This window comes from Pelodictyon phaeoclathratiforme BU-1 (assembly GCF_000020645.1).
GTDB classification, from domain to species: domain Bacteria; phylum Bacteroidota; class Chlorobiia; order Chlorobiales; family Chlorobiaceae; genus Chlorobium; species Chlorobium phaeoclathratiforme.
The window spans coordinates 1315835-1336756 of sequence record NC_011060.1; the positions used below are offsets into that span (position 1 = coordinate 1315835).

Here is a 20922-nt window from a genome sequence, read left to right on the forward strand (position 1 = left end):
CCTTGGTGCCTATTCGAAAAAATCCGGAAACCCAAAAAGGCTATTGCGAGCAGGTACTTCGTGCTAACGAGTATATTCGATAAGCGGATGAAATCGAGAATGGAGTCAAAGGCAAGTGAACTATGAAAATTAACCACACGCATGTGGATATATAGACCGACAAATATCATAACGGAATTGCTGAAGCGGAGTGGCAGAAAGCAAGAAAGCGTGAGATGGTCGTATCGGTGGTATTCATCTGGCATTCTGAAGTGATCAAGACGCTTGAGGGGCCGGTTCGATGCGGGGTTGGCGATGCGATTGTTATTAGTATTAGTGTTTGCGGCGAACGGTGGCCAGTTCAACGGGAGTTGTTTGAAAAACTCTATTAGCCGATTCATCCAATACAAATGGGTGAAGATAGCTGGTATCGCAGCCTTTCGCAGGCAGCAGATGTTACCCCTCTGACTTGTTCATATCGACTGGAGCTACCCGGTCACCAGGGAATGCTTTCTGGAAAAGCGGGCGACTGGTTTGTCAGAAATCAGTATGGCAGCATGGGAATTGTGGCTGGGGATATTTTTTCCGAAACCTATGATCTCGTCAAATAAAACATTCCAGAAAAGTGTACCGTTAGGTAAAAATAGAGCGGAAAGTTAAGTGGCTTGACCGCTATGGCGTCGTCGCTGTTGGAGTATTGCTTACATTTGTTATCCATGGGGGAATTAGGGACGTTCATGAAGTCATTATTTTGCCCTGATCACAATGCAGGGTTAACTTTCTGCGATACTCACCAATCAGTAGAGGCATGCCGAGAGATCCAAGACTCGATTCGCCAGACAAGTTGCATTAATGCAGGAAATAGGTGAGGCAGTCCAATAGAATCACAGTAATTTATTGTTTTTAACGTGTTTTACTGCAATCGTATATTTCCTTTTTGCAAAACGAGTTGTTCTACCCAAAGGCTCCCATAACCCTTGCGGCTTTCGAATGGATAAAAAAACTCTCTCCAGGCGGAATGTCGAGGAAAAGAAACGCTTCCCTGGCGACGGGATGCCGCAGGCCCTCAAGGCCGAACTGATGGCTTGCCTCTCGATAGACAAGAGGGTGAAGGCATGAGCGGGAGAAAAAAACAGGTAAGGAACTCTCTATCGTCCGCTCTTCGGCGGCTGAATATCTGACCTTTGTCGCCGGTTGTCGGCAAGTCGGAACCAGCGTTGAAATGCGCTATGAGTATGAAAATATCTGGCTGACGCAGAAAATGATGGCAATACCGTATGATGTCTCCGTTCCTGCCATAAACCAGCATCTGAAGCGTATTGTCGATGATAATGAGCTTGAAGAAACCTCAGTTATTAAGGATTACTTAACAACTGCCAGCGACGGCAAAAACTATCAGGTCAAGCACTACAATCTTCATGCGATGATTGCTGTCGGCTTCAATATTGAAAACGAACGTGCTGTACAGTTTCGTAAATGGGCCAATCAGATGAAATTTTTCAGGATGCCGGAAAGGTGACAGCAGAAATTGCCAAAGCACACGCCGAAAGCGAGTTTGAAAAGTACCGGATCGTGCAGGACAGGCTGTTTGAAAGCGACTTTGACGTTTATCTTCTCGTAACAGAAGCAGTTATTTGATGTGAACCCATCATGGAGAGCTGGCCATTCCAGGAGTTGCGAGATTGGATTGTAGCGGGAGTGTTGCATCTTGTGATGGGTCAGGGAATCGATTGAAATTACATCGTCGTGATTTTCGAAGCCCTGCAGGAAGGCTCTCGAAGCAGGGGGATGAAGGGCATGGAAAACAACCTGGTTCCCATGCCTAACCAGCACACCGTCGAATTACGGTTATTCAGTGAAAGTACATCGCCAGTAACTCTTTTACGATGGGTCAGTTTTTCCGAAAACAGCTTCCAGAGTCGGGGCTGTGAGAACGGCTTCACTCCATGTTTCCAGCTCATCCTCTTTTGCGCTCCCTAATCGGACTGATACCCACTCAGGCAAAGGGCCAAAGCGACGCTCAAGCTGCCTTTTCAATAACCTTGATTCGCCCTCGACGCGGCCTTCAACACGGCCCTCAACACGGCCTTTGGCTATTCCCTTGGCAATGCCAATACGTTCTACGCTTGTAATGTATTGCACTTTTTCTCTCTCCTCAATTGTTTCAAGTTCTTGCCAGACCTTGCTATTCAACCATTCCGGCAGTTGCATTAACCAGTCGATGACATTGAATAAGTTGATTACCCGTTGTTTATCCCAATGCCGGTCATACAATATCCGCAGTAAACGGAGTTTTGCGTTGTACCGTTCCTGATCCTCTGTTCTGGTCTTTTTGGTCAGGATGTGTGCCGCCGTAATCCATCCAAAAGCGTTATCCGATGCCAGCAGCTCGTCGAGTTTGTCTTCATAATCTGTCAGTTTGGCAACCGGGAACTCCAGCGTATGGCGACATCCCAGCACAGAAAAACCATAAGAGGTTGGTTTCCAAAGCTTGTGTTCATCGGCCAGCACCGCCAAACTTGCTACAGGTCTTTTGTATCGGTCGAAAATCCGGTAATTGTACACAAACATCCGTTCGGCAAATTCGACCTGCTTTTTGCCCTGCACTTCAACGTGGATGTATATCCAGCTTTCATTGCCACAACGTTCGGTCACCCTGACAAGTCGGTCAACAAAGCGTCTCCCCAGCTCAGCATCCTGCACCACTGCCCGCAACTCTTGATCCAGAAAAATATGCTCCTGTGACCAATCTATTTCAGCATGGGCATCCGGGAAATAAAAGGCCATAAACTCCGAAAAGTAATGCTCAATGGCCTCTTTCCATGGGCTGTCATAGTGATCGTTCGAGTTTTCCATTCGATCTCCTTTGTTCGGGCAAAGTACCGATCAGTAACAATCGGCATGAGTCACACCAAGCCGTCATCAAACCAAATATAGAGGGGAGTGCGCTTAAAACAAAATCCATTCGGCGACCCTTTGCCTCCACATCCATCGCAGTGATGCTGTGCGGAGATAATGGGAGCAATCGGCAAAAGTTGTTCTGCACAAATCAAAATGAGGGTTGCGCTCGGTTTCAGGATTTACGAAGGTGTTTTTCCTGGATTTCTTGACGGATCTCCATTTATTCTGTAATTTTTCCCTCAATCTGTTATTGCCGAAATAAGAGGATGAAATCGAGTTTTTAATCCTGACTGGAGCGGAAGGCAGTTCATGTCACTGCAAGCTATCTGGACGGGGCGATTATAATAATCTTCGGATACAGGGATGCTGCATGAAACAAATTGTATCAGATCAGGAGCGCAGTCACCTTGATGGACGTGTCGCCGAGACGGAAAAGCGCACCGGAACCCAGATCGTTTTGAGCGTTATCCAGCGTAGTGATGCTTACGCGGAACTGCCATGGAAAGCGTTTGCCCTCGGCGCATCCGCTGCCGGATTAATCCTTCTTCTGCTGGATTGGTGGTTGTACGACTGGTATCCTGATCTGCCTGCGTTGATCATGGTGGCTGGTATACTCTTATCCGGCGCCCTGCTGGCACTCTTGACCGTCATGTTTCCACGATTTGCGAAATGCTTCCTGTCCAGCTATCGCGCTGAGGCGGAAGTGCAGCAGTATGCAAAATCACTCTTTCTGGATCGCGAGCTGTTTGCTACCCGTAAAAGGACAGGGATTCTGCTACTGGTGAGTTTATTTGAGCGTCGGATTGTCATTCTTTCGGACAAGGGAGTGGACGTGCATCTACAGGAAGAGGATAGAAGAATCATGATTGCGGCAATGACTCCGTTCTTGAAGAGTAAACAAATCAGTCAGGCATTTGATGCCGGTTTGGACTCTCTCTCCAGCATACTGGCAACCACATCCAAGGAAGCAACGGACAACGAATTGCCCGACGAAATTATCGAGGAGGAGGGACTATGAAGAGACGATTGATCATCCTGTTACTCCCGATCATGCTTATGATCAGCACGATACTTCTTGCGGCAGACGTCCCTTATCTGACGGGCAGGATCACGGACAATGCACAGCTTCTCTCCCAGGAGGTTAACCGCTCATTGTCGGATAGCCTGCAGGCGCATGAAAAACGCACCGGAAACCAGATTGCTGTTCTGACGATTTCCACGCTCGGTGGCGAGAGCATTGAAGATTACTCAGTCAGGGTTTTCGAATCCTGGAAACTCGGCCAGAAAGACAAGGATAATGGTGTTTTGATGGTGGTGGTTCCTGGCGACCGGCGGATGCGCATCGAAGTGGGGTACGGTCTTGAGGGAACGCTTACCGATGCAATGGCGGGACGCATTATTCAAACGGTTATGACCCCTAAATTCAAAAAAAGTGACTTTGAAGGTGGTATCGTTGACGGTACCAATGCTGTGATGAAACTTCTTGAGGGAGGGGAATTACCCCAGTCAGAGGTCAAGAGCGGTTCGATGAACAAGTCGAAATTCTTTGAAATTGAAGGGCCGGAGCTTTCGATTCAGGAACGTATTCTTTTAGGAGCGTTTATTTTCGGAATCATCGGATTATTTACCGCAATCGGGATACTGACGCCGGGTGTCGGATGGTTTTTATACTTCTTTCTGATACCATTCTGGGCAGTTTTTCCGATCGTTGTCCTTGGGTCAGACGTTGCGTTTTATTGTCTTATCGTCTATCTGATCGGCTTCCCGATTACAAAGCTTTTTATACGAAAAACCGACTGGTATAAAAAAGCTCAAAAAGATTTCCAGACCAAGGGGCAGACTTCAATCGGCGGACTTTCGATTAGTTCAGGCAGTTCTGGTTCATCATGGTCGTCCGGTGGATCCGGTTTTTCAGGCGGTGGCGGATCATCGGGCGGCGGCGGTGCGTCCGGCAGTTGGTAGGTGATTCCGGGAAAAGAGAGAGGGAGCCGGAGAAAGGGCTCCCTCTCTTTCTGCTTATGGTCGAGTCCTCTCCTGTCTATGGTCTGCCGTCGGGTCTGCCGTCAGGTCTGGAATCGGGCCTCCCATCCGGCCTCTGGTCAGGTCGTCCCTGAGGCTGATCTTGAGACTGAGGCCTTCCGTCCGGTCTGTAATCAGGTCTGCCATCTGGTCTCTGGTCAGGACGTCCCTGAGGCTGATCTTGGGACTGAGGCCTTCCGTCCGGTCTGTAATCGGGCCTGCCATCAGGTCTCTGATCAGGTCGTCCCTGAGGCTGATTCTGTGGCTGAGGTCTCTGGTCGGGTCTGCCGTCTGGTCTGAAATCAGGCCTTCCGTCTGGTCTGCCATCGGGTCTGCTGTCCGGTCTGAAGTCGGGCCTGCCGTCTGGTCTGTCTCCCGGTCTGAAACCAGGTCTGCTATCGGGCCGTCTGTCGCGGATTCTCTGTTCCTCGAAATGCCTGTTCCAGTAGGTTCTGTCTTGTTTGCGGTATTCAAGGTCGCGGCGACGCCTGATATCGTTCCAATTATGTCTTCTGATCTGGTAGGGGAGATCCCAATTTCTGACACGACACCATGGCCCGCGGAAAGAGGGAGAACGGAACCATCCGCCGTTGCGGTAAATGAAGTATAATCCGTCGTACCGGATGACATCGTAGTTCCATCCCCAGGAAACGGCTAAACCGTAATCGTCGAGGTAGATGAAGTCGGGACTTCTTTCTACTACCACTGAGGGACTGCCCCCTATGTTGAGGTGCAGATTGAGATCCGCATGGGCATTACTCACAGGAGTGCAGAGCAGCACTCCAGCGATCCCTGCGGCGGCCAGAACAAGTGATTTTTTCATGGATGGTTTCTTTGATTGAGTGAATCATTATCGAAGGCTCTCATGGTTCAAGGGGGGTGACCCTGGAAGAATGCACTCCTTCTTCCCCGTATGACGTTCTTTCCTGAAAAAACATTCTCAATCACAATCAACATAATCCCCTGAATTTAAAACCGGTGACTTTGAAGGCGGGATCGTTGGCGGTGCCGGGGCGTTCAGGCTTCGATGTGCTCTGTTTTCCTGAGCAGAATCCTGAAGAAGGTACGGAAGTCCTGTTCCAGCCATTTTCGCTCAAATCTGGTGTCGAATTGTGCTGGTATGGTGCTGTTTTCAACCTCGAAGCCGGTGCCGGGGAGCTGCTTCAGCACCCAGTTATAATAATCTTTGCTGTCGGTCACGATGAGCGCTTCGCAGCCTGAAATAAGCCGGTTGTTGAGCAGGCGCAGGTATTGCGGCGAAAAGAGTCTGTACTTGATATGCCTTCTTTTTGGCCAGGGATCGGGAAAGAGCGAATAAGCCCGTGAAAGAGAACATGCGGGGAAGAGGTGGGTAAAGGCGTTGCTTGCGCACGACTCGAGCAGTCGGATGTTATCGATGTTATGGATTGCAACCTTTTTTGCAAGCTCCGTTATCAGGCCGGATTTCTTTTCGATGCCGATAAACAGTCTGTCAGGGTATTCCGATGCCCTCCTGAGAAGATACTCACCGCTGCCGAAGCCTATTTCAACCTCGATTGTTCCGGCATCCTTAAGATTTATCTCTTCCCATGCTTGCCGATCTGCGATAATGACAGGGTTCTCGTAGAATGCCGCTCTGGTATCCATGAACATACAGGATTGCGTTATGATTCATGGGAAGCTCTGAAGCGTTGTTCCGACTCCGTCAGGGCGTCTATACTCGGCTCTTTTATAGGTGTTCCCATAAAAAGGGTCGGAATATACGTAAAGTCCTGACAGAGGCCTCAACGAGTTTGAAGAATAGATCGATGAGGCGTTGTTTATTGCAGGAGATTGCCGGGTTTTTTTGGCAGGAAATATGCTGAACGGGTGGACTAATCACCGATGAATGTTTTTCTCTGTTTTTTTTCTCGGGTAATTTTCTTAAAATGGGCCACTGTTCTTTCGTCGTAGCTGGTGCCGGTTTAAAAGCCGGAGAATAGGGAATTACGTGAAAATCGTAAACTGTACCCGCAACTGTACAACGGTAAGCTGCCAATAACACTCCATGGCCATCATGGATTGTCGAAAGCAGTCGTTTCAGGTCACTGCACTCTTTTCCTCCCTGGAAAACTGCGGGAAGGCCTGCAACAGTATGAAGCCGTTATAGTCAGGAGACCTGCCAGTTATTTTTGCATTACAAGATCGGACTACGGGTTATAGTCGGGGCAAAGCTGTATCTCTTTTGCATTGCTTTTCATTTGATCTTTTTGCACGTCGTTTTGGCGGAATATTGCAGAGCGTTCCGAAACAACAGGGCTTCGTTCCCCCCGTTTCGCTCTTCTGTTTTTCTTCGCTGAACCCTGTTGCAAAAAAATCAGCGGCACTGTTTTCTGTCAGTTACACACCGCCTTCAGATAGCCCCTGTCAGTTGATGTATTTCTAAAACTGAAAACAGGTGAAAAAAACAAATGAACAAAAAAGTATTTCTCGTCGTTGTGGCCGGCTTGCTTTGCAGCAGGGGGCTTCTGGCTGAAGAGCAGCCAAAAAGCTTTACCGGAGAGGAGATGGTGGTTACTTCAAGCCGAGTTGAGGAGCCAAAGAAAAATGTGACCTCCAACATTACCATTATCGGCAGGGAGGAAATTGAGCGCTCCTCAGCACAGGATCTCGGTGCACTGCTTGCCGAAAAGAATCTTGGACAAATCCAGAAATATCCCGGAACCTTGACTTCGGTTGGTATCAGAGGGTTCAGGAGTGAATCGCATGGTAACGATCTGATGGGCAAGGTGCTTGTGCTTGTTGACGGGCGTCGTGCCGGCACGGGCAATCTTGCCAAAATCATGACTGACAATGTTGAGCGCATCGAAATTATTCGTGGCCCGGCGGCCGTACAGTATGGTTCAGCAGCGATAGGAGGTGTTGTTAATGTCATTACAATCAGGGGTGAAGCGGCTCCCTCTCTCTTCATCGAACAGAACGTTGGAAGCAATGACTACTCAAAAACAGCCGTGGGCGCTCAGGGACGAGTCGGTAACCTTGATTTTTCAGGCAGCTTCTCAATTTCTGATTCAGGCGATTATTTAACCGGTTCCAATGAAAGGTATCTGAATACCGGTTACAGCGACCAGACCCTTGCGAGCTTCAATATTGGGTATGAGTTTTTGCCGGGACAGAGGGTTGGTATAAACTACCACTCTTTCGATGTTGAAAAAGCGGGCTCTCCCTCCTATCTGAGTCAGAATGATCTTTCCAGTTACACGGTCAATAATAATCACTCGCTCGATTTTATCTATGAGGGTTCATTGTCTGACAAGCGCTTTTCATGGATGGCCCGTTATTTTACCGGTATGGATGAATACCAGTATGTCGATCCCGTCTACTCCTATAAAAGCAGCAGCGATGTTGACCAGAGAGGCGCACAGGCCCAGTTGACCTTTTCAAAAGAGTCGCTGAGGCTGACCGCTGGTGTTGACTGGCTGCAGTATGACCTTCAATCGACGCTTGTTCCTCTCTGGAGCAAATATGAGAATCCCGCCGCTTTTCTTCTTGGTAAATATGGCTTGTTCGATGACCGGTTGATTGTGACGGCGGGTATTCGTTATGATGATTACAGGGTTGATATGGCCGAAGGCGAGGGAAGCTCAAGATCGAGTGATAATTTTTCGCAGCAGGCTGGCCTTGCCTGGCATCTCACTGATGTGCTGAAACTCAGAGGCTCTTATGCTGAGGGATTCAGAATGCCCTCCGCAAGGGAGTTGGCTGGCCAGATCAACTCTTTCGGAAAAATCTATATCGGCAATCCCGATCTGAATCCTGAGACCAGTGATACCTGGGAAGCGGGATTTGATGTCGTCAGCAAGGGGCTGAACTCCTCCTTCACCTGGTTCACCACCGACTATACCGGGATGATCGAAACGGTTGCAACCGCACCAAATTCATTCACCTATCGCAATATAGGCAGTGCAAGGGTTTCAGGAATAGAATCGGAGCTTTCATGGAAACTGAACGCCCTCTCTCCTTCATGGGTATTTGAGCCCTATGTCAATTACACGCATTTGCTCGAATACAAGGATAACGCTACAGGAAAACATCTGCTTTATACCCCGCAGTGGAATGCGAGTACCGGTCTGCGTCTTCGTGATATGAACGGCTTCAGCGCGGCATTTAGTGTGGCCTGTACCGGAAAGAGTATGATTCAGGATTATGAGAGTAGTTGGTCAGGACTCGTTGTCACGAAAGGCAGTTTTGCTGTCGCTAATGTGTCAGCTTCGAAGAGATTTTCGCTTGGTACGGAGGGAAAGAAGGGATTGGGTATTACCCTGAAAGCAGAGGTCGATAATCTGTTTGATCGCCAGTACCAGTATGTAAAGGGGTACACGATGCCAGGTCGTACCGTTGTGTTTGGATTGAAGGCTGATATTTGAAGCATTTTTATCAATACGTTGTTGTGGGCAACAAGGGTGATTGATGAATGGCCCTGCTGTCCGCTCTGACACTGACATGAGAGGAACATGAGTAACCTGACAACAAACATGACCATTACCGAGGCGGAAAGAGAGGCTCTCTACAAGGTGATTTACAGCCGACGCGATGTCCGTGGACAGTTCCTGCCCGACATGGTGCCGGATGAGGTGATAGCACGCCTCCTTGATGCAGCGCATCATGCCCCAAGTGTCGGCTTTATGCAGCCGTGGGATTTTATTGTGGTGAAAGATGTTGAGACACGCCGAAAAGTGAAGGAGGGGTTTGAGATTGCCCATGCGGAGGCGGCCGGAATGTTCGGCGGTGAAAGGCAGGATGCTTACCGTACCTTCAAGCTTGAAGGGATCATGGAGTCGGCGCTCGGAATCTGCGTCACCTGTGATCGTTCGCGCAGCGGGGAGGTGGTGATTGGGCGGACAGCGAACCCGGAGATGGATCTCTACAGTTCGGTCTGTGCGGTGCAGAACCTCTGGCTTGCGGCAAGGGCTGAAAATCTCGGTGTTGGCTGGGTCAGCATTGTCCATCACGATCATATCCGTGAGGCGCTTGGTATTCCTGACCATATTGTGCCGGTGGCCTATCTCACCGTGGGCTATGTCAGCTTTTTTCATGCAACGCCGGAACTTGAGCAGGCGGGCTGGCTACCGAGAATGGAGCTTGAAACTCTTGTCCATCACGAAACATGGTAAAAGCTGAACATGAGTCACGGGCTCTTGCCATCTTTGGCACCGCTTCTGACGTCGGCAAAAGCATTGTTGCTACGGCGCTCTGCCGGATTTTCAACAACGCAGGCATCGATGTTGCACCCTACAAGGCGCAGAACATGTCTAACAACTCCGGTGTCACTCCGGACGGCTGTGAAATCGGTCGAGCGCAGATTGTCCAGGCCGAGGCCGCCAGGGTTGTGCCAACGGCTGATATGAACCCCGTGCTCCTGAAACCGAACTCCGATACCGGAGCGCAGGTGGTGTTGCAGGGAAAAGTCTGTTCGACGGAGACGGCGAAGGGCTATTTCAGGGATACCTCCCTCTGGGCTGAGGCTGCCCGTGAAAGTCTTGAACGGCTTATGAAGCGCCATGAAGTGGTGGTTATCGAAGGGGCTGGTTCCTGTGCCGAGATGAACCTGTACGACCGCGATTTTGTCAATTTCAGAACAGCAAGACTCTCTGGCGCATCCGTTATTCTTGTCGCAGATATTGACCGTGGGGGAGTTTTCGGTCAGGTGGTTGGAACGCTTGCCGTTCTTCCTGCCGAAGATCGCGCACTGGTTAAAGGGGTTATCATCAACCGCTTTCGAGGGGATATCGATCTGTTTCGTGATGGCGTGGAGATGCTTGAATCGATGACCGGAATTCCGGTGCTCGGGGTTATCCCATATTTCAGGGGCTTTGCCATTGATGCCGAAGATGCCGTACCGCTCTCGGCCAAGGTCGATCCTGCAGGCGGCCCTGAAGAGGGTAAAATCGGGGTTGCAGCTATCTATTTTCCCCATATCTCCAATTTTACCGATCTTTCGCCGCTTGAGCATGATCCGGCGGTTGAGCTGCACTATCTCCACTACCCGAGGTCACTGAAAGGGTATAAGGCGCTCATTCTTCCGGGGTCAAAAAATGTGCGGGGCGATCTTGCCTGGCTTTACTCACTTGGCTGGGAGGCTGAAATCCGGGCCTTCAGGGCAGAGGGGGGGATCATCATGGGTATTTGCGGAGGTTACCAGATGCTCGGGAACTCCATTGCTGATCCTTATGGGGTTGAAGGTTCTGCTGGCACAACAAAGGCACTCGCACTGCTCGATGTTGAAACGGTGCTTGAACAGGATAAATGCCTTGCAAATGCAAGGGGTACTGTTATCGGAACAAGCGCAGAAGCTTCAGGGTATGAGATTCATATGGGCCGAAGTGTTGTTTCCGATCTCTGCACGCCTTTCATCAGGGTAACGGCTCGGAACAACCGCCCGGAGGATGAGCTTGACGGAGCGGTGAGCAGTGACGGCAGGGTAATGGGCAGCTACTTTCATGCTCTTTTCGATGAATCGTCTGTCAAGCAGTGGTTTCTCTCTCTTTTGGAACCATCATACAGGCTCCAAAAGCATGAAAAGGGTCGTCAGGAGAGCTATGAACTGCTTGCGGATCACTTCTCCAGCCACCTTGACCTGAACAAAATTTTTACCATCATTGACAAGGTGCATTCATGACCACTCTCTATCATCATCAGCATGGTGGGGCGAACCTCAATCATGCTGCTCAGGTGAGCGGGACGGCGCTTGATTTCAGCGTCAATATCAGTCCCCTCTCTCCTCCTCTTGGCGCTCTTTCGCTCGACTCTTTTGCTCTTCAGGCCTATCCTTCGATTGATGGCCAGGGTATAAAAACGTTTTATAAAGGGAAGTTTGGTTTCGATGGCGCTATGGTGCTTCCCCTCAATGGTGCGATTGAAGGGATCTACCTGCTTCCGAGGGCTCTCGGGCTTCGCCGTCTTCTGCTGCTCACCCCCTCCTTTTACGAGTACGAAAGGGCGGGAAGGATGGCTGGCGCAGAGATTACGTTTCTTCCTCTTGCCCCTGAAAACGGCTTTCAGTTGCCCTCCATTGAGCTGCTGGCCGATGCCCTGCTTCATGCCGACGCTTTTGTTGCGGCAAATCCCAACAACCCTACGGGAACGGAGGCGCCTCCAGAGATGATCATGGCGCTGGCAAGCCGTTTTCCCGACAAGTGGTTTATTCTTGATGAGGCTTTTATCCAGTTTACTCCTGCTTTCCCCGACAACTCCCTGATGGGGAAGGTGCTGGCGCTGAAAAATGTCATTGTGCTGCACTCGCTCACCAAATTCTATGCACTGCCGGGGTTGCGCCTTGGAGCTGTGATTGCCCATCCCGACATTATCCGGAGATTGCTCAACTACAAGGAGCCCTGGACGGTCAATGCCATTGCCGAGTCGGTTGCTCCATTGCTGCTTGAGTGCGGCGCTTATGAAGAGGCGCTGCGTGAGATGATTTTTTCTGAACGAAAGAGGATCGCCGAGTCGTTTTCGACTATTGATGGAATGAGAGTTGTCGGTGGAGCTGCCAATTTTTTCCTGGTTCAATGGAAAGGCGGCTGCTCACTTGATGCATTGCTTCCTTATCTTGAGGGCAAAGGTATTTATGTCAGGGATTGCCGGAATTTTTCCGGTCTTGAGGAGAACTATTTCCGCTTTGCTGTGAGGAGCCCCGGGGAGAACAGCGCTCTCCTTGATGCCCTCCGGGCAGCTTCCGCTTCACTACAATCTTGTTGAGTCGTTTATGAACTTTATGAATGAGTTTATACTCCCGTTAGCCTTTACGCTTGATCTTCTGTTTGGCGATCCTCGCTGGATCTCTCATCCTGTTCAGTGGATAGGCTGGTTTGCCCATATTACCGAGGAGCGGTTGCGTCTTACCCGTCTGCCGCTTCGTCTGGCCGGGATTCTCGCCGTTATCATTGTTGTGGGCGCTTCTGCCGGATCAGCCTGGCTTCTTATTGCCATGGCCAGCCAACTGCATCGTGTGGCAGGGTTAGCCGTTGGGATCTACCTGCTTTTCAGCTCGTTTGCAGTCAGGTCTCTTGGTGACCATGCCGGGGCGGTACAGGCCGCGCTTGAAGCGGGTGACAAAGAACTGGCCCGCCAGAAGGTTGCCTTAATGGTTGGTCGAGATACGGCCTCTCTGGATGAAGGTGGCATAGCGCTTGCTGCAACAGAGAGTGTCGCTGAAAACTCCGTTGACGGAGTCACCGCCCCCTTGTTCTATGCGCTGCTTTTTGGCCCGGTCGGAGCAATAGCCTATAAAGCGATCAATACCCTTGATTCCACCTTCGGGTATAAAAATGAGCGTTATCTGGAGTTCGGATGGGCATCAGCAAAGCTGGATGATCTGGCCAACTATTTTCCTGCACGATTGACTGTCATCCTGATAGCTGTTGCGGCGGTGATCGGCAAACTCAGGTTTTTTGATATCTTCAAATCGGTCTGGAAGGGAGCGCGGCTGCACGCCAGTCCCAATGCCGGTTACCCGGAATCAGCATTTGCCGGAGCCCTTGGCGTCACCTTTGGCGGCCAGCGCAGTTATGGCGGTGTTGTGGAGCACGCCCCCCTGCTTGGCGTCAAGCCGGGGAAGTGCACCGCACTTGTCATCCGCCAGAGTATTGCGCTGATGTGGATGACCGCTGTGCTCTTTCTTGGCGCAGGCATGGGTATCAGGATTTTGATACAATCAGCGGGTTGAACCCCAATAATATATGATGTTATGAAACAACAACGTATTCTGCTCTTCACTGGAAACGGCAAGGGAAAAAGTACAGCGGCATTCGGGATGCTGGCAAGAGCGCTGGGCCACGGTATGCGTGCCAGAGTGATCCAGTTTGTTAAATCTGACGATTCGGTTGGCGAACAGAAATTTTTCCGCAATCTTGACGGGGTGGAATGGGAGCAGTTCGGCGAGGGATTTCTTCCGAGAGATCCTGAAAGTCCGAAAATGGAACTGCACCGGATTGCGGCGCGTAAAGGGCTTGATGCAGCCATCGCCGCGCTGCATGCATCTGATTTCGACTTTGTGTTGCTTGATGAACTCTGTTTCGCTCTTGGCCAGAATCTTATCCCCCTTGATCCTCTGCTTGAGGCGCTCCGTTCCGAAGGAGGGAGTGGCAAGATTGTGGTGATGACGGGCAGAAATGCTCCGGAAGCGCTTGTTGCTGCCGCCGATACGGTTACAGAAATGAAGATGATCAAGCATGGTTATGAACAGGGGATTCCGGCACAAAAGGGTGTGGAAAACTGATGGGCATGAAGGGTTCTCCGATATGCGCTGATAACAGCTTTACCGGTAAAGGCAAGGTGAGGACAACGGTGAGGATTGTGCTCTTTTTTGCGGCTCTCCTCCTTTTGCTCGCCCTCTCCATGCTTCTCGGTCCATCCGGTATCGGCATTCCGGATATGCAATCACCATCGGGAAACGCAATTCTTTCGCTCCGCTTCAGCCGTCTTTTGATGGGGATGATGACCGGTGCAGCGCTCTCGGCATCCGGTGTGGTCTTTCAGGCGCTTCTGCGCAATCCTCTTGCCGAGCCCTATGTTTTGGGGGTCAGCGGCGGGGCCGGTCTTGGAGCAACCCTCACCATTCTTGCCGGGTCGGGTCTGCTAACCACTCTCGGTCTGCCAGTTGTCGCCTTTATTTCTGCTGTTCTGACGCTGATGGTGGTCTATGGGATTGCAAGCCAGGGATCGAGTGGCCAGCCCTCTGTGTACAGCCTGATTCTCAGCGGCGTTATCGTAAGCTCGATCTGTTCAAGCATCGTCATGTTTCTGGTCTCTACGGCAAGTGTTGAGGGGATGCACAATGTTATCTGGTGGATGCTCGGCAGTCTGCAGCCGGTCACCGCCAGCCAGCAACTCCTCTCCGCTGGTCTTATTTTTGCCGGTCTTGGCGGAATCTGGATTCTCTCTCCTCAGCTCAACGCGCTTGCACTTGGTCGCGAGATGGCCCATTATCAGGGATTGCGTGCCGACTTTGTGATTGTCATCGGCCTTCTCTTTGCAACGCTGCTTGCCGCAACCGCCGTCTCCCTTTCCGGCATGATCGGTTTTGTCGGCCTTATTGTGCCCCATGTCATGCGGGCCCTCTTCGGACCGGATCACCGCAAGCTTGTTCCTCTCGCCGCTCTTGGTGGGGGAGCTTTTCTGGTTTTGTGTGATGCCGTGGCCCGTACCCTGCTTGCTCCAATCGAGATACCGGTCGGTGTGGTGACCGCCCTTGCCGGGGGCCCATTTTTTCTCATTATTCTCCAGCGGAGAATGAAACAGGCCTGGATAGCATAGTATGGAACAGGAAGCCTTGACATTCAGGAATGTTTCCGCCGGATACAAGCAGAGACGGGTGCTCGATAACGTGAGTTTCACGGTAAAGGAGGGGGAGTTTGTCTCGCTTATCGGCCCCAACGGCTGCGGAAAAAGTACCCTTTTAAAAACCGCAGCCGCACTGCTGAAACCCCTCTCAGGCAAGGTTGAGCTTTTCGGGCAGGATGTTCAGCACATCAAGCCTGCCGTTCGCGCATCCCTGCTCGGCGTTGTTCCGCAGAAGATCGATTCGCCAATGGCCTTTACTGTCAGCCAGATTGTGATGAATGGCCGAATCAGCTCCATGGGGTGGTGGGGAACTCCCTCTTCGCTCGATCATGACCTTGTTGAGCGCTCCATGATTTATACCGATGTTCTTGGGTTGCGCGACCGCTTCTTTACCGAGCTGAGCGGGGGAGAGCAGCAGCGCGTTGCCCTCGCCATGGTGCTTGCACAGGAGCCGAAAATCATCATGCTCGATGAGTCAATTTCCCACCTCGATATCAACCATCGCCAGGAGGTGCTTCAGATTCTGATGAACCTGAACCGCGAAAAGCGGATGACCATTCTGCTGGTGAGCCATGACCTGACGCTCTCTGCCGGAATCTCCGACCGATTTCTGCTGATGGAGGCTGGCACCGTTGCAAAAGCGGGAACGCCAGCCGAGGTGCTGGAGCCTGCATTGCTGAGCCGGGTCTATGATTGCGACCTTACGGTGCAGCAGGATCCCTATACCGGTTATCTTCAGGTATCGGGAGCGATTGACAGTCTGAGGCGGCGCCGGAAGCTGGAGAGGAGTGTTCATGTTATTGCTGGCGGGGGAAGCGGCATTGAGCTTTATCGCAGGCTCCTCATTGAGGGGTACGAGGTGACCAGCGGTGTTTTAAATCGCCTTGATTCTGATGCCGAAGCGGCCAGGGCGCTCAACATCCCCGTTGTGCTTGAACAGCCTTTTTCGCCGGTCGGCGCTGCGGCCATTGCAAAAGCGATGGAGATGATTACGAATGCTGACGCTGTGGTGCTCAGTCAGGTGCCTTTTGGTTCAGGAAATCTGGTCAATCTTCAGCTTGCCGAAGAGGCGCTCAAACGAGGCAAAACCGTGTTGCTTGCCGCCGGTATCGGCGAAAGGGACTATACCGAGGGAAAGGCGGCTGTTGATTTCGCCGCCCGTCTGAAGCGTTCCGGCGCGCTCAACTGGCACTCCATTCATGAGCTGGTAGCCCAGCTTCAGCAACAATTACACCACTGAAAATCATGATCTGCAAACAGCAATTTCCCTTTCGTTTCGGGACAAGTTCCTACATCATTCCTGCTGATATCATTCCTAATGTTGAGTTTCTCAAGGATAAGGTGGACGATATTGAGCTGGTACTCTTTGAGTCGGATGAATTCAGCAACCTGCCCTCTCCGGGGGATATGCAGAAGCTGGCGGAACTTGCCGAAGCCTCTGCACTGACCTATTCGGTGCACCTGCCGCTTGACGTCTATCTCGGCCATCCTGACCGCAGTGAGCGGGAACGCTCAGTCGGCAAATGCCTGAGAATTATCGAGCTGACCCGCGATTTGCCGAAATCAGCCTATGTCATGCATTTCGAAGCGGGGCCGGGTGTCGATATCAACGCATTTTCTGCAGATGAAAAGAGACTCTTTACGGAGGCACTTCACGATTCCATTTCGATGCTTCTGAAGGGTACCGCTGTTCCGGCATCAGAATTCTGTGCTGAAAATCTCAACTACCCCTTCGAGCTTGTCTGGCCTGTGGTCGAAGCGTTCGGCCTCTCCGTTACGCTCGATGTTGGCCATCTTGAGTTCTACGGCTTTCCAACCGCAGAGTATCTTGAGCGTTACCTGCCTTATGCCAGGGTGCTGCACATGCATGGCACGCTTGAGGGAAAGGATCACAACTCTCTCTCCTTCATGAAGCCTGAAGCGCTTGATCTGGTGATGAAAGCACTCACGGATGCGCCTGTACAAAGCAGGGTTTTTACCCTCGAAATTTTTTCGCAGGAGGATTTTGACTCCTCCTGCAGGGTGATGGAGCGGTTTGTACTCTCAGACTGATTGTATTACATTGTAATACGTGAAAAGATATTTCAATGCAATTGAAGATAAGGAGGGCTTGATACTATGAATACTGCGATATCGGTGAGATTGCCGGATGAGCTGGTGAAGCGGTTGGAGGGGATAGCGAAAGAGAGCGAGAGAAGTCGTTCCTTCATTATACAGAAGGCTTTGGAGTCCTGGGTTGAGGAGGTTTCTGATCTTCAGATAGCCTATGACCGGCTTCATGATGCGGATGATCCTGTTATTTCGGACAAAGAGATGAGGGACTCTCTTGGCATATAGTGTTGGTTACAAGAAGTCGGTTCAGTGCGACCTACGGCAGTTATCCCGTTTGGATGCACAACGGATTTATGATCAGATTGAGCAAGAACTTGTCAAGAATCCAAAGTCAAATCCGCTTCTTAAAGGACGTTTTGTTGGCCTTCGGAAATATCGGGTTGGTGACTACCGTGTAATTTATTGTGTTTTGGATGAAGAGGTTATCATTTTGAGAATTGCCCATCGGCGAGATGTGTATAAGCGTGATATCTGACAATTTATCTCTTATGATTACAATAACCTCTCCCCTTGATTTCACCCTGCTGCCGCTCCCGTCAATTTATTTCGGTGCCGGGCGCTTTTCCCGGCTTGCGGAACTTGCCGGAAGCTTTGGTAAAAATATTCTGGTAGTCACCGGAAGTCGAGCTTTGCAGCGGTCAGGCCGTTTAACCTCTCTTTTTGATGGATTGCACCGTGACGGTTTACACTCCTTTCATCTTGTCGTTGACCGGGAACCCTCTCCGGAACTTGTTGACGGCGCTGTTTCATATTACCGTGAATTTTCTGTTGATGCTGTTCTGGCGGTCGGTGGGGGCAGTGTGCTTGATGCAGGCAAGGCCATTTCGGCCATGTTGCGTTATGATCTTCCGGTTGAGCGTTTTATCGAGGGGCAGGAGGGTTTCATGCAGCATGACGGGCGTAAGGTGCCCTTCATTGCTGTGCCGACAACATCGGGTACCGGAAGCGAGGTGACGAACAATGCGGTCATCAGCCGGGTTGGCCGGAACGGCTTCAAGCGTTCTCTCCGCCATGCAGCATTTGTGCCCGATATCGCCCTTGTTGATCCTGAACTCATGGTGACCGTTTCACCGGAATTAACGGCGGCATCAGGGATGGACGCCTGTACCCAGCTTCTTGAAGCCTATACGTCGCCCTTTGCTACGCCTTATACCGATGCCCTTGCCTGCAGCGGCCTTGAACATTTCAGTCGCTCCTTTCTTTCCGCCTGCACTGTCTGCTCAGGCGACAGCGCTGTGCGGGGTGACGTTGCCTATGCCGCACTGATGTCGGGTATTGCGCTTGCCAATGCCGGTCTCGGGATTGTGCACGGCTTTGCTTCGTCTGTGGGTGGCCTGATCGACATACCGCACGGCACACTCTGCGCCACCCTGCTTGCTGAAGCGACAAGGGAGAATGTCGCTCAACTCCGCGCAATTGATGGGAGTCACCCGGCTTTGCAGAAATATGCCAAAGCTGGCGTCATACTCTCGGGAGTTGCCGCAAAGGATGTTCCTGCAGGCTGCGAACGTCTGGTCGAAACGCTTGAAGAGTGGCAGGAGAGCCTCTCTTTTCCCCGGTTGCGCAGTTATGGGCTCAATCTGGAAGATCTTGATGGTATTGTCACTGCTACCCGCAGCAAAAGCAATGCCGTTGTGCTTGACCATGCCGCCATGAAACGGATTCTCTCAAAGCGGTTGTGAATTTGTGCATCATGCCCTGGTGCTCCACCAGTCATCTCCGTAGGTGTAGAAGAGCTCTTCACCCTCGTTGATATTGCGTAACGCATAGAGGACAAGTTCCACCCCGAGTGCTCCCTGCTCTCGGTAGTAAGCGACGTTGGGTGTCGATGAATGGTTGAAGAGCATACCGTTGCCCATCACCACAAGGCGGGCGCTTTCTGTGCTGCCGTAAAAGACATAGTTCAGCAGTTCACCCCCGACGTCCTGATCGGTCACCTCAAGGGCAGGGCAGCGCTCAATAATGTCGCCCTCACTGATCTTTTTCAGGGCAAACGCTCCCCGTCCGCTGACGGTTGATGCTCCGATCGTAACCACTCCTCTCTGGCCTGCGAAATTTTTTTTTGCAAGGAAAAAGCCGATTGCACTACCGGCGATCATGCCAATAAGAAGCATGACGGGAATGATAACGAACATGTTGATGTTCATAAGCTTGGAGCAGGGTTGGAAAAAGGACGCGCCGAAGCTGAAGCTGAAGCCACCCGGCAGGTTCGTCGTGAAAATTCATGGAAAATAGCAATATTTCAGGGGTTGCAAGAGCGATCAGCAGAAGATTCTCAAGCACTTGTCTTGTTGATACAGAGAAAAAGAGCGCTTATTCTTATATTTTGTTTTCAACTTTAAATACTAAACCATTAAATCCGGATACAGAAATGTCTGCTGTTTCAAAAAAAACGGTTTCCAGTGCCGCTGCAATGGGGAAAGAAGAGCAGGAAAGCCTGGAGCGAAACCGGAAAAGGGCTCTCTACCAGGCAACAATTGAGCAAATCGTTGAGGGTTGGGCCGTAGGCAAGCCGATACTTGAGTCTACCGGTAAGCCGAGTGGCTATTACCGTCTCACCAATTATCTTCGTCAATACATCATTGAGCATGAGAGTCTGCCGAAAGGGATTCACACCATGCCTGAAGGACGGGACAGCTTCAATAACATTGAACCCTCTTTTCCGGTTGATTTCAATAGTATCATTGGGGATATTACTTTGCCCGAATGAGAGGCTCATGCCATGCTTCCCGTGAACTGAACTTTCATTTGTTTCGTATCGAAACTTTTTGTGCTTTTTTTTGTTATTGTTCCTTACTGTTATGTAAGAATTAATGTAAAGAGTAAGAGGGTTTAGATGTCTATTGCAACACTGACAAGCAAAGGTCAGGTGACCATACCGAAAGAGGTTCGTGAGATTTTTGGACTGCATTCGGGAGACAAGCTTGATTTTTCATGCGATCATGGGGGACACATCGTTGTCACTCCAATTAAGAAAAATGTTGATGAGCTTTTTGGTAAGCTGTATAATCCGGAAAGAAAAGCTCTTTCAACTGAGGCCATCAATAAAGCGATTCGGCAAAAATTCCGACAGCAAGAGTTGTGAATGCCCTCGATACCAATATTCTTGTCCGATTTCTTGTCCGTGACGATGCCGGGCAGGCTGATCGTGTCTATCGGTTGTTTAAAACTGCCGAGACGGAGAAAACAGCTTTCCTTGTTTCAATTCCTGTTCTTCTTGAACTGATCTGGGTGCTCGATTCTGCTTATGAAATTCAACGGCAAGAAATTCTTGATGCTCTTGGAGAGCTTTTGCTGCTTCCCATTCTTGTCTTTGATGCTCAGTCAGCCGTAAGCTCTTTTATTGCAGATGCTCGCAAAAATAATCTTGATCTTTCGGATCTCTTGATCGCCTTTGATGCTGTATCGTCCGGCTGTGAACAGGTGTTGACGTTCGATAAAAAGGCAGCAAAATCAGATCTATTTGCACTCCTTGTGGAGTAGGTGTCAACGAAGCAAACAGCTTGCACGTTGGTTGCAGCTCATTTTCTGAGGTTGCCTAGGATTTATGTGCGATTGAACCCAGAGGCATGGTTGAACTTCAGGCTGAAGTATAAACGCAAGCAATAAAAT

The 20922-nt window shown here is 50.6% G+C and carries 25 protein-coding genes, 2 pseudogenes and 1 riboswitch; of the genes and pseudogenes, 22 read left to right on the forward strand and 5 right to left on the reverse strand.

The features are described from left to right. Positions 1-215: 215 nt before the first annotated feature. The 5 genes and pseudogenes from PPHA_RS15910 to PPHA_RS16520 all read left to right on the forward strand — a co-directional run bounded on the left by PPHA_RS15910 (position 216) and on the right by PPHA_RS16520 (position 1617). Complete coding sequence (locus tag PPHA_RS15910) at positions 216-371, forward strand: hypothetical protein (protein ID WP_190274032.1); 156 nt, start codon at positions 216-218, stop codon at positions 369-371. A gap of 18 nt (positions 372-389) precedes the next feature. Beyond that, entirely contained in the window at positions 390-590 is a 201-nt protein-coding gene (locus tag PPHA_RS06240) for a hypothetical protein (RefSeq protein WP_041526461.1), read from the forward strand. A gap of 379 nt (positions 591-969) precedes the next feature. Then, positions 970-1098: a hypothetical protein gene (locus PPHA_RS16515; protein WP_263053229.1), complete on the forward strand. Its 129-nt coding sequence runs from the start codon at positions 970-972 to the stop codon at positions 1096-1098. Between the two features lie 31 nt (positions 1099-1129). Beyond that, positions 1130-1471 (forward strand): annotated as a pseudogene (gene rhuM, locus PPHA_RS06250) (RhuM family protein); the annotation flags it as partial. 23 nt (positions 1472-1494) lie between these two features. Next, complete coding sequence (locus tag PPHA_RS16520) at positions 1495-1617, forward strand: hypothetical protein (protein WP_263053230.1); 123 nt, start codon at positions 1495-1497, stop codon at positions 1615-1617. 243 nt (positions 1618-1860) lie between these two features. Here PPHA_RS16520 and PPHA_RS06255 read toward each other — a convergent pair whose 3' ends face one another. Further along, positions 1861-2835, reverse strand: a complete 975-nt coding sequence (locus PPHA_RS06255) for a DUF4351 domain-containing protein (protein ID WP_012508013.1) — start codon at positions 2833-2835, stop codon at positions 1861-1863. 415 nt (positions 2836-3250) lie between these two features. Between PPHA_RS06255 and PPHA_RS06260 the strand changes: the two genes are divergently transcribed. Together PPHA_RS06260 and PPHA_RS06265 are read left to right on the forward strand one after the other, a co-directional pair. Further along, positions 3251-3898, forward strand: a complete 648-nt coding sequence (locus tag PPHA_RS06260; protein ID WP_012508014.1) for a TPM domain-containing protein — start codon at positions 3251-3253, stop codon at positions 3896-3898. Further along, complete coding sequence (locus PPHA_RS06265) at positions 3895-4842, forward strand: TPM domain-containing protein (RefSeq protein ID WP_012508015.1); 948 nt, start codon at positions 3895-3897, stop codon at positions 4840-4842. Before PPHA_RS06260 ends, PPHA_RS06265 begins: the two co-directional genes overlap by 4 nt. Before the next feature lie 54 nt (positions 4843-4896). Here the strand turns inward: PPHA_RS06265 and PPHA_RS15915 are convergent, their stop codons facing one another. From PPHA_RS15915 to trmB, 3 genes and pseudogenes are all read right to left on the reverse strand, one after another. Then, positions 4897-5373 (reverse strand): hypothetical protein, encoded by a 477-nt coding sequence (locus PPHA_RS15915; protein ID WP_190274033.1) that lies wholly within the window; start codon positions 5371-5373, stop codon positions 4897-4899. Positions 5374-5476: 103 nt separating this feature from the next. Continuing rightward, a pseudogene (locus tag PPHA_RS16630) lies at positions 5477-5722 on the reverse strand (hypothetical protein); the annotation flags it as partial. A gap of 194 nt (positions 5723-5916) precedes the next feature. Then, positions 5917-6525 carry a tRNA (guanine(46)-N(7))-methyltransferase TrmB gene (gene trmB, locus PPHA_RS06275; RefSeq protein ID WP_223293999.1) on the reverse strand — a complete coding sequence of 203 codons (609 nt, stop codon included), beginning with the start codon at positions 6523-6525 and terminating at the stop codon, positions 5917-5919. A 290-nt stretch (positions 6526-6815) separates the two neighbouring features. Then, a riboswitch (cobalamin riboswitch) is annotated at positions 6816-7058 on the forward strand. 270 nt (positions 7059-7328) lie between these two features. Between trmB and PPHA_RS06280 the strand changes: the two genes are divergently transcribed. The 12 genes from PPHA_RS06280 to PPHA_RS06335 all read left to right on the forward strand — a co-directional run bounded on the left by PPHA_RS06280 (position 7329) and on the right by PPHA_RS06335 (position 18992). Continuing rightward, the gene (locus PPHA_RS06280; protein ID WP_012508018.1) at positions 7329-9284 is read left to right on the forward strand and encodes a TonB-dependent receptor plug domain-containing protein; all 1956 of its coding nucleotides are present in this window, start codon (positions 7329-7331) and stop codon (positions 9282-9284) included. Between the two features lie 87 nt (positions 9285-9371). Beyond that, on the forward strand, positions 9372-10031 hold the full coding sequence (gene bluB, locus PPHA_RS06285; protein WP_012508019.1) for a 5,6-dimethylbenzimidazole synthase: 660 nt from the start codon (positions 9372-9374) through the stop codon (positions 10029-10031). After that, positions 10025-11536, forward strand: a complete 1512-nt coding sequence (locus PPHA_RS06290; RefSeq protein WP_012508020.1) for a cobyric acid synthase — start codon at positions 10025-10027, stop codon at positions 11534-11536. Before bluB ends, PPHA_RS06290 begins: the two co-directional genes overlap by 7 nt. Then, positions 11533-12615, forward strand: a complete 1083-nt coding sequence (cobD, locus tag PPHA_RS06295; RefSeq protein WP_012508021.1) for a threonine-phosphate decarboxylase CobD — start codon at positions 11533-11535, stop codon at positions 12613-12615. The genes PPHA_RS06290 and cobD overlap by 4 nt, the downstream gene beginning before the upstream one ends. 7 nt (positions 12616-12622) lie before the next feature. Beyond that, complete coding sequence (cbiB, locus tag PPHA_RS06300; RefSeq protein WP_012508022.1) at positions 12623-13582, forward strand: adenosylcobinamide-phosphate synthase CbiB; 960 nt, start codon at positions 12623-12625, stop codon at positions 13580-13582. Between the two features lie 21 nt (positions 13583-13603). Next, entirely contained in the window at positions 13604-14134 is a 531-nt protein-coding gene (cobO, locus tag PPHA_RS06305; RefSeq protein ID WP_012508023.1) for a cob(I)yrinic acid a,c-diamide adenosyltransferase, read from the forward strand. Continuing rightward, on the forward strand, positions 14134-15171 hold the full coding sequence (locus tag PPHA_RS06310; protein ID WP_012508024.1) for a FecCD family ABC transporter permease: 1038 nt from the start codon (positions 14134-14136) through the stop codon (positions 15169-15171). Before cobO ends, PPHA_RS06310 begins: the two co-directional genes overlap by 1 nt. Position 15172: 1 nt before the next feature. Next, positions 15173-16438, forward strand: a complete 1266-nt coding sequence (locus PPHA_RS06315) for an ABC transporter ATP-binding protein (RefSeq protein WP_012508025.1) — start codon at positions 15173-15175, stop codon at positions 16436-16438. Positions 16439-16443: 5 nt separating this feature from the next. Then, positions 16444-17250 (forward strand): cobamide remodeling phosphodiesterase CbiR, encoded by an 807-nt coding sequence (gene cbiR, locus PPHA_RS06320; RefSeq protein WP_012508026.1) that lies wholly within the window; start codon positions 16444-16446, stop codon positions 17248-17250. A 66-nt stretch (positions 17251-17316) separates the two neighbouring features. After that, positions 17317-17535, forward strand: a complete 219-nt coding sequence (locus PPHA_RS06325; RefSeq protein WP_012508027.1) for a ribbon-helix-helix protein, CopG family — start codon at positions 17317-17319, stop codon at positions 17533-17535. A 49-nt stretch (positions 17536-17584) separates the two neighbouring features. Continuing rightward, positions 17585-17785: a type II toxin-antitoxin system RelE/ParE family toxin gene (locus PPHA_RS16775; protein ID WP_397234026.1), complete on the forward strand. Its 201-nt coding sequence runs from the start codon at positions 17585-17587 to the stop codon at positions 17783-17785. 13 nt (positions 17786-17798) lie between these two features. Next, a complete protein-coding gene (locus PPHA_RS06335; protein ID WP_012508029.1) occupies positions 17799-18992 on the forward strand; it encodes an iron-containing alcohol dehydrogenase in 1194 nt (397 codons plus the stop codon). Between the two features lie 9 nt (positions 18993-19001). Here PPHA_RS06335 and PPHA_RS06340 read toward each other — a convergent pair whose 3' ends face one another. Beyond that, positions 19002-19457, reverse strand: a complete 456-nt coding sequence (locus PPHA_RS06340) for an SET domain-containing protein-lysine N-methyltransferase (RefSeq protein ID WP_012508030.1) — start codon at positions 19455-19457, stop codon at positions 19002-19004. Between the two features lie 224 nt (positions 19458-19681). Here PPHA_RS06340 and PPHA_RS06345 point away from each other — a divergent pair, with 224 nt between their 5' ends. The 3 genes from PPHA_RS06345 to PPHA_RS06355 all read left to right on the forward strand — a co-directional run bounded on the left by PPHA_RS06345 (position 19682) and on the right by PPHA_RS06355 (position 20793). Beyond that, positions 19682-20020, forward strand: coding sequence for a hypothetical protein (locus PPHA_RS06345; RefSeq protein ID WP_012508031.1), 339 nt, complete (start codon positions 19682-19684; stop codon positions 20018-20020). A gap of 126 nt (positions 20021-20146) precedes the next feature. Next, entirely contained in the window at positions 20147-20395 is a 249-nt protein-coding gene (locus tag PPHA_RS06350) for an AbrB/MazE/SpoVT family DNA-binding domain-containing protein (RefSeq protein ID WP_012508032.1), read from the forward strand. Next, positions 20392-20793 (forward strand): PIN domain-containing protein, encoded by a 402-nt coding sequence (locus PPHA_RS06355; RefSeq protein ID WP_012508033.1) that lies wholly within the window; start codon positions 20392-20394, stop codon positions 20791-20793. The genes PPHA_RS06350 and PPHA_RS06355 overlap by 4 nt, the downstream gene beginning before the upstream one ends. Positions 20794-20922: the final 129 nt, after the last annotated feature.

Excerpts from the sequence above, each read along its gene's own strand:
- PPHA_RS15910 (WP_190274032.1), top strand. The coding sequence starts at position 216 with ATGGTCGTATCGGTGGTATTCATCTGGCATTCTGAAGTGATCAAGACG.
- PPHA_RS06240 (WP_041526461.1), top strand. The coding sequence starts at position 390 with ATGGGTGAAGATAGCTGGTATCGCAGCCTTTCGCAGGCAGCAGATGTT.
- PPHA_RS16515 (WP_263053229.1), top strand. The coding sequence starts at position 970 with ATGGATAAAAAAACTCTCTCCAGGCGGAATGTCGAGGAAAAGAAACGC.
- PPHA_RS06255 (WP_012508013.1), bottom strand. The coding sequence starts at position 2,835 with ATGGAAAACTCGAACGATCACTATGACAGCCCATGGAAAGAGGCCATT.
- PPHA_RS06260 (WP_012508014.1), top strand. The coding sequence starts at position 3,251 with ATGAAACAAATTGTATCAGATCAGGAGCGCAGTCACCTTGATGGACGT.
- PPHA_RS06265 (WP_012508015.1), top strand. The coding sequence starts at position 3,895 with ATGAAGAGACGATTGATCATCCTGTTACTCCCGATCATGCTTATGATC.
- trmB (WP_223293999.1), bottom strand. The coding sequence starts at position 6,525 with ATGGATACCAGAGCGGCATTCTACGAGAACCCTGTCATTATCGCAGAT.
- PPHA_RS06280 (WP_012508018.1), top strand. The coding sequence starts at position 7,329 with ATGAACAAAAAAGTATTTCTCGTCGTTGTGGCCGGCTTGCTTTGCAGC.
- bluB (WP_012508019.1), top strand. The coding sequence starts at position 9,372 with ATGAGTAACCTGACAACAAACATGACCATTACCGAGGCGGAAAGAGAG.
- PPHA_RS06290 (WP_012508020.1), top strand. The coding sequence starts at position 10,025 with ATGGTAAAAGCTGAACATGAGTCACGGGCTCTTGCCATCTTTGGCACC.
- cobD (WP_012508021.1), top strand. The coding sequence starts at position 11,533 with ATGACCACTCTCTATCATCATCAGCATGGTGGGGCGAACCTCAATCAT.
- cbiB (WP_012508022.1), top strand. The coding sequence starts at position 12,623 with ATGAACTTTATGAATGAGTTTATACTCCCGTTAGCCTTTACGCTTGAT.
- cobO (WP_012508023.1), top strand. The coding sequence starts at position 13,604 with ATGAAACAACAACGTATTCTGCTCTTCACTGGAAACGGCAAGGGAAAA.
- PPHA_RS06310 (WP_012508024.1), top strand. The coding sequence starts at position 14,134 with ATGGGCATGAAGGGTTCTCCGATATGCGCTGATAACAGCTTTACCGGT.
- PPHA_RS06315 (WP_012508025.1), top strand. The coding sequence starts at position 15,173 with ATGGAACAGGAAGCCTTGACATTCAGGAATGTTTCCGCCGGATACAAG.
- cbiR (WP_012508026.1), top strand. The coding sequence starts at position 16,444 with ATGATCTGCAAACAGCAATTTCCCTTTCGTTTCGGGACAAGTTCCTAC.
- PPHA_RS06325 (WP_012508027.1), top strand. The coding sequence starts at position 17,317 with ATGAATACTGCGATATCGGTGAGATTGCCGGATGAGCTGGTGAAGCGG.
- PPHA_RS06335 (WP_012508029.1), top strand. The coding sequence starts at position 17,799 with ATGATTACAATAACCTCTCCCCTTGATTTCACCCTGCTGCCGCTCCCG.
- PPHA_RS06340 (WP_012508030.1), bottom strand. The coding sequence starts at position 19,457 with ATGAACATCAACATGTTCGTTATCATTCCCGTCATGCTTCTTATTGGC.
- PPHA_RS06345 (WP_012508031.1), top strand. The coding sequence starts at position 19,682 with ATGTCTGCTGTTTCAAAAAAAACGGTTTCCAGTGCCGCTGCAATGGGG.
- PPHA_RS06350 (WP_012508032.1), top strand. The coding sequence starts at position 20,147 with ATGTCTATTGCAACACTGACAAGCAAAGGTCAGGTGACCATACCGAAA.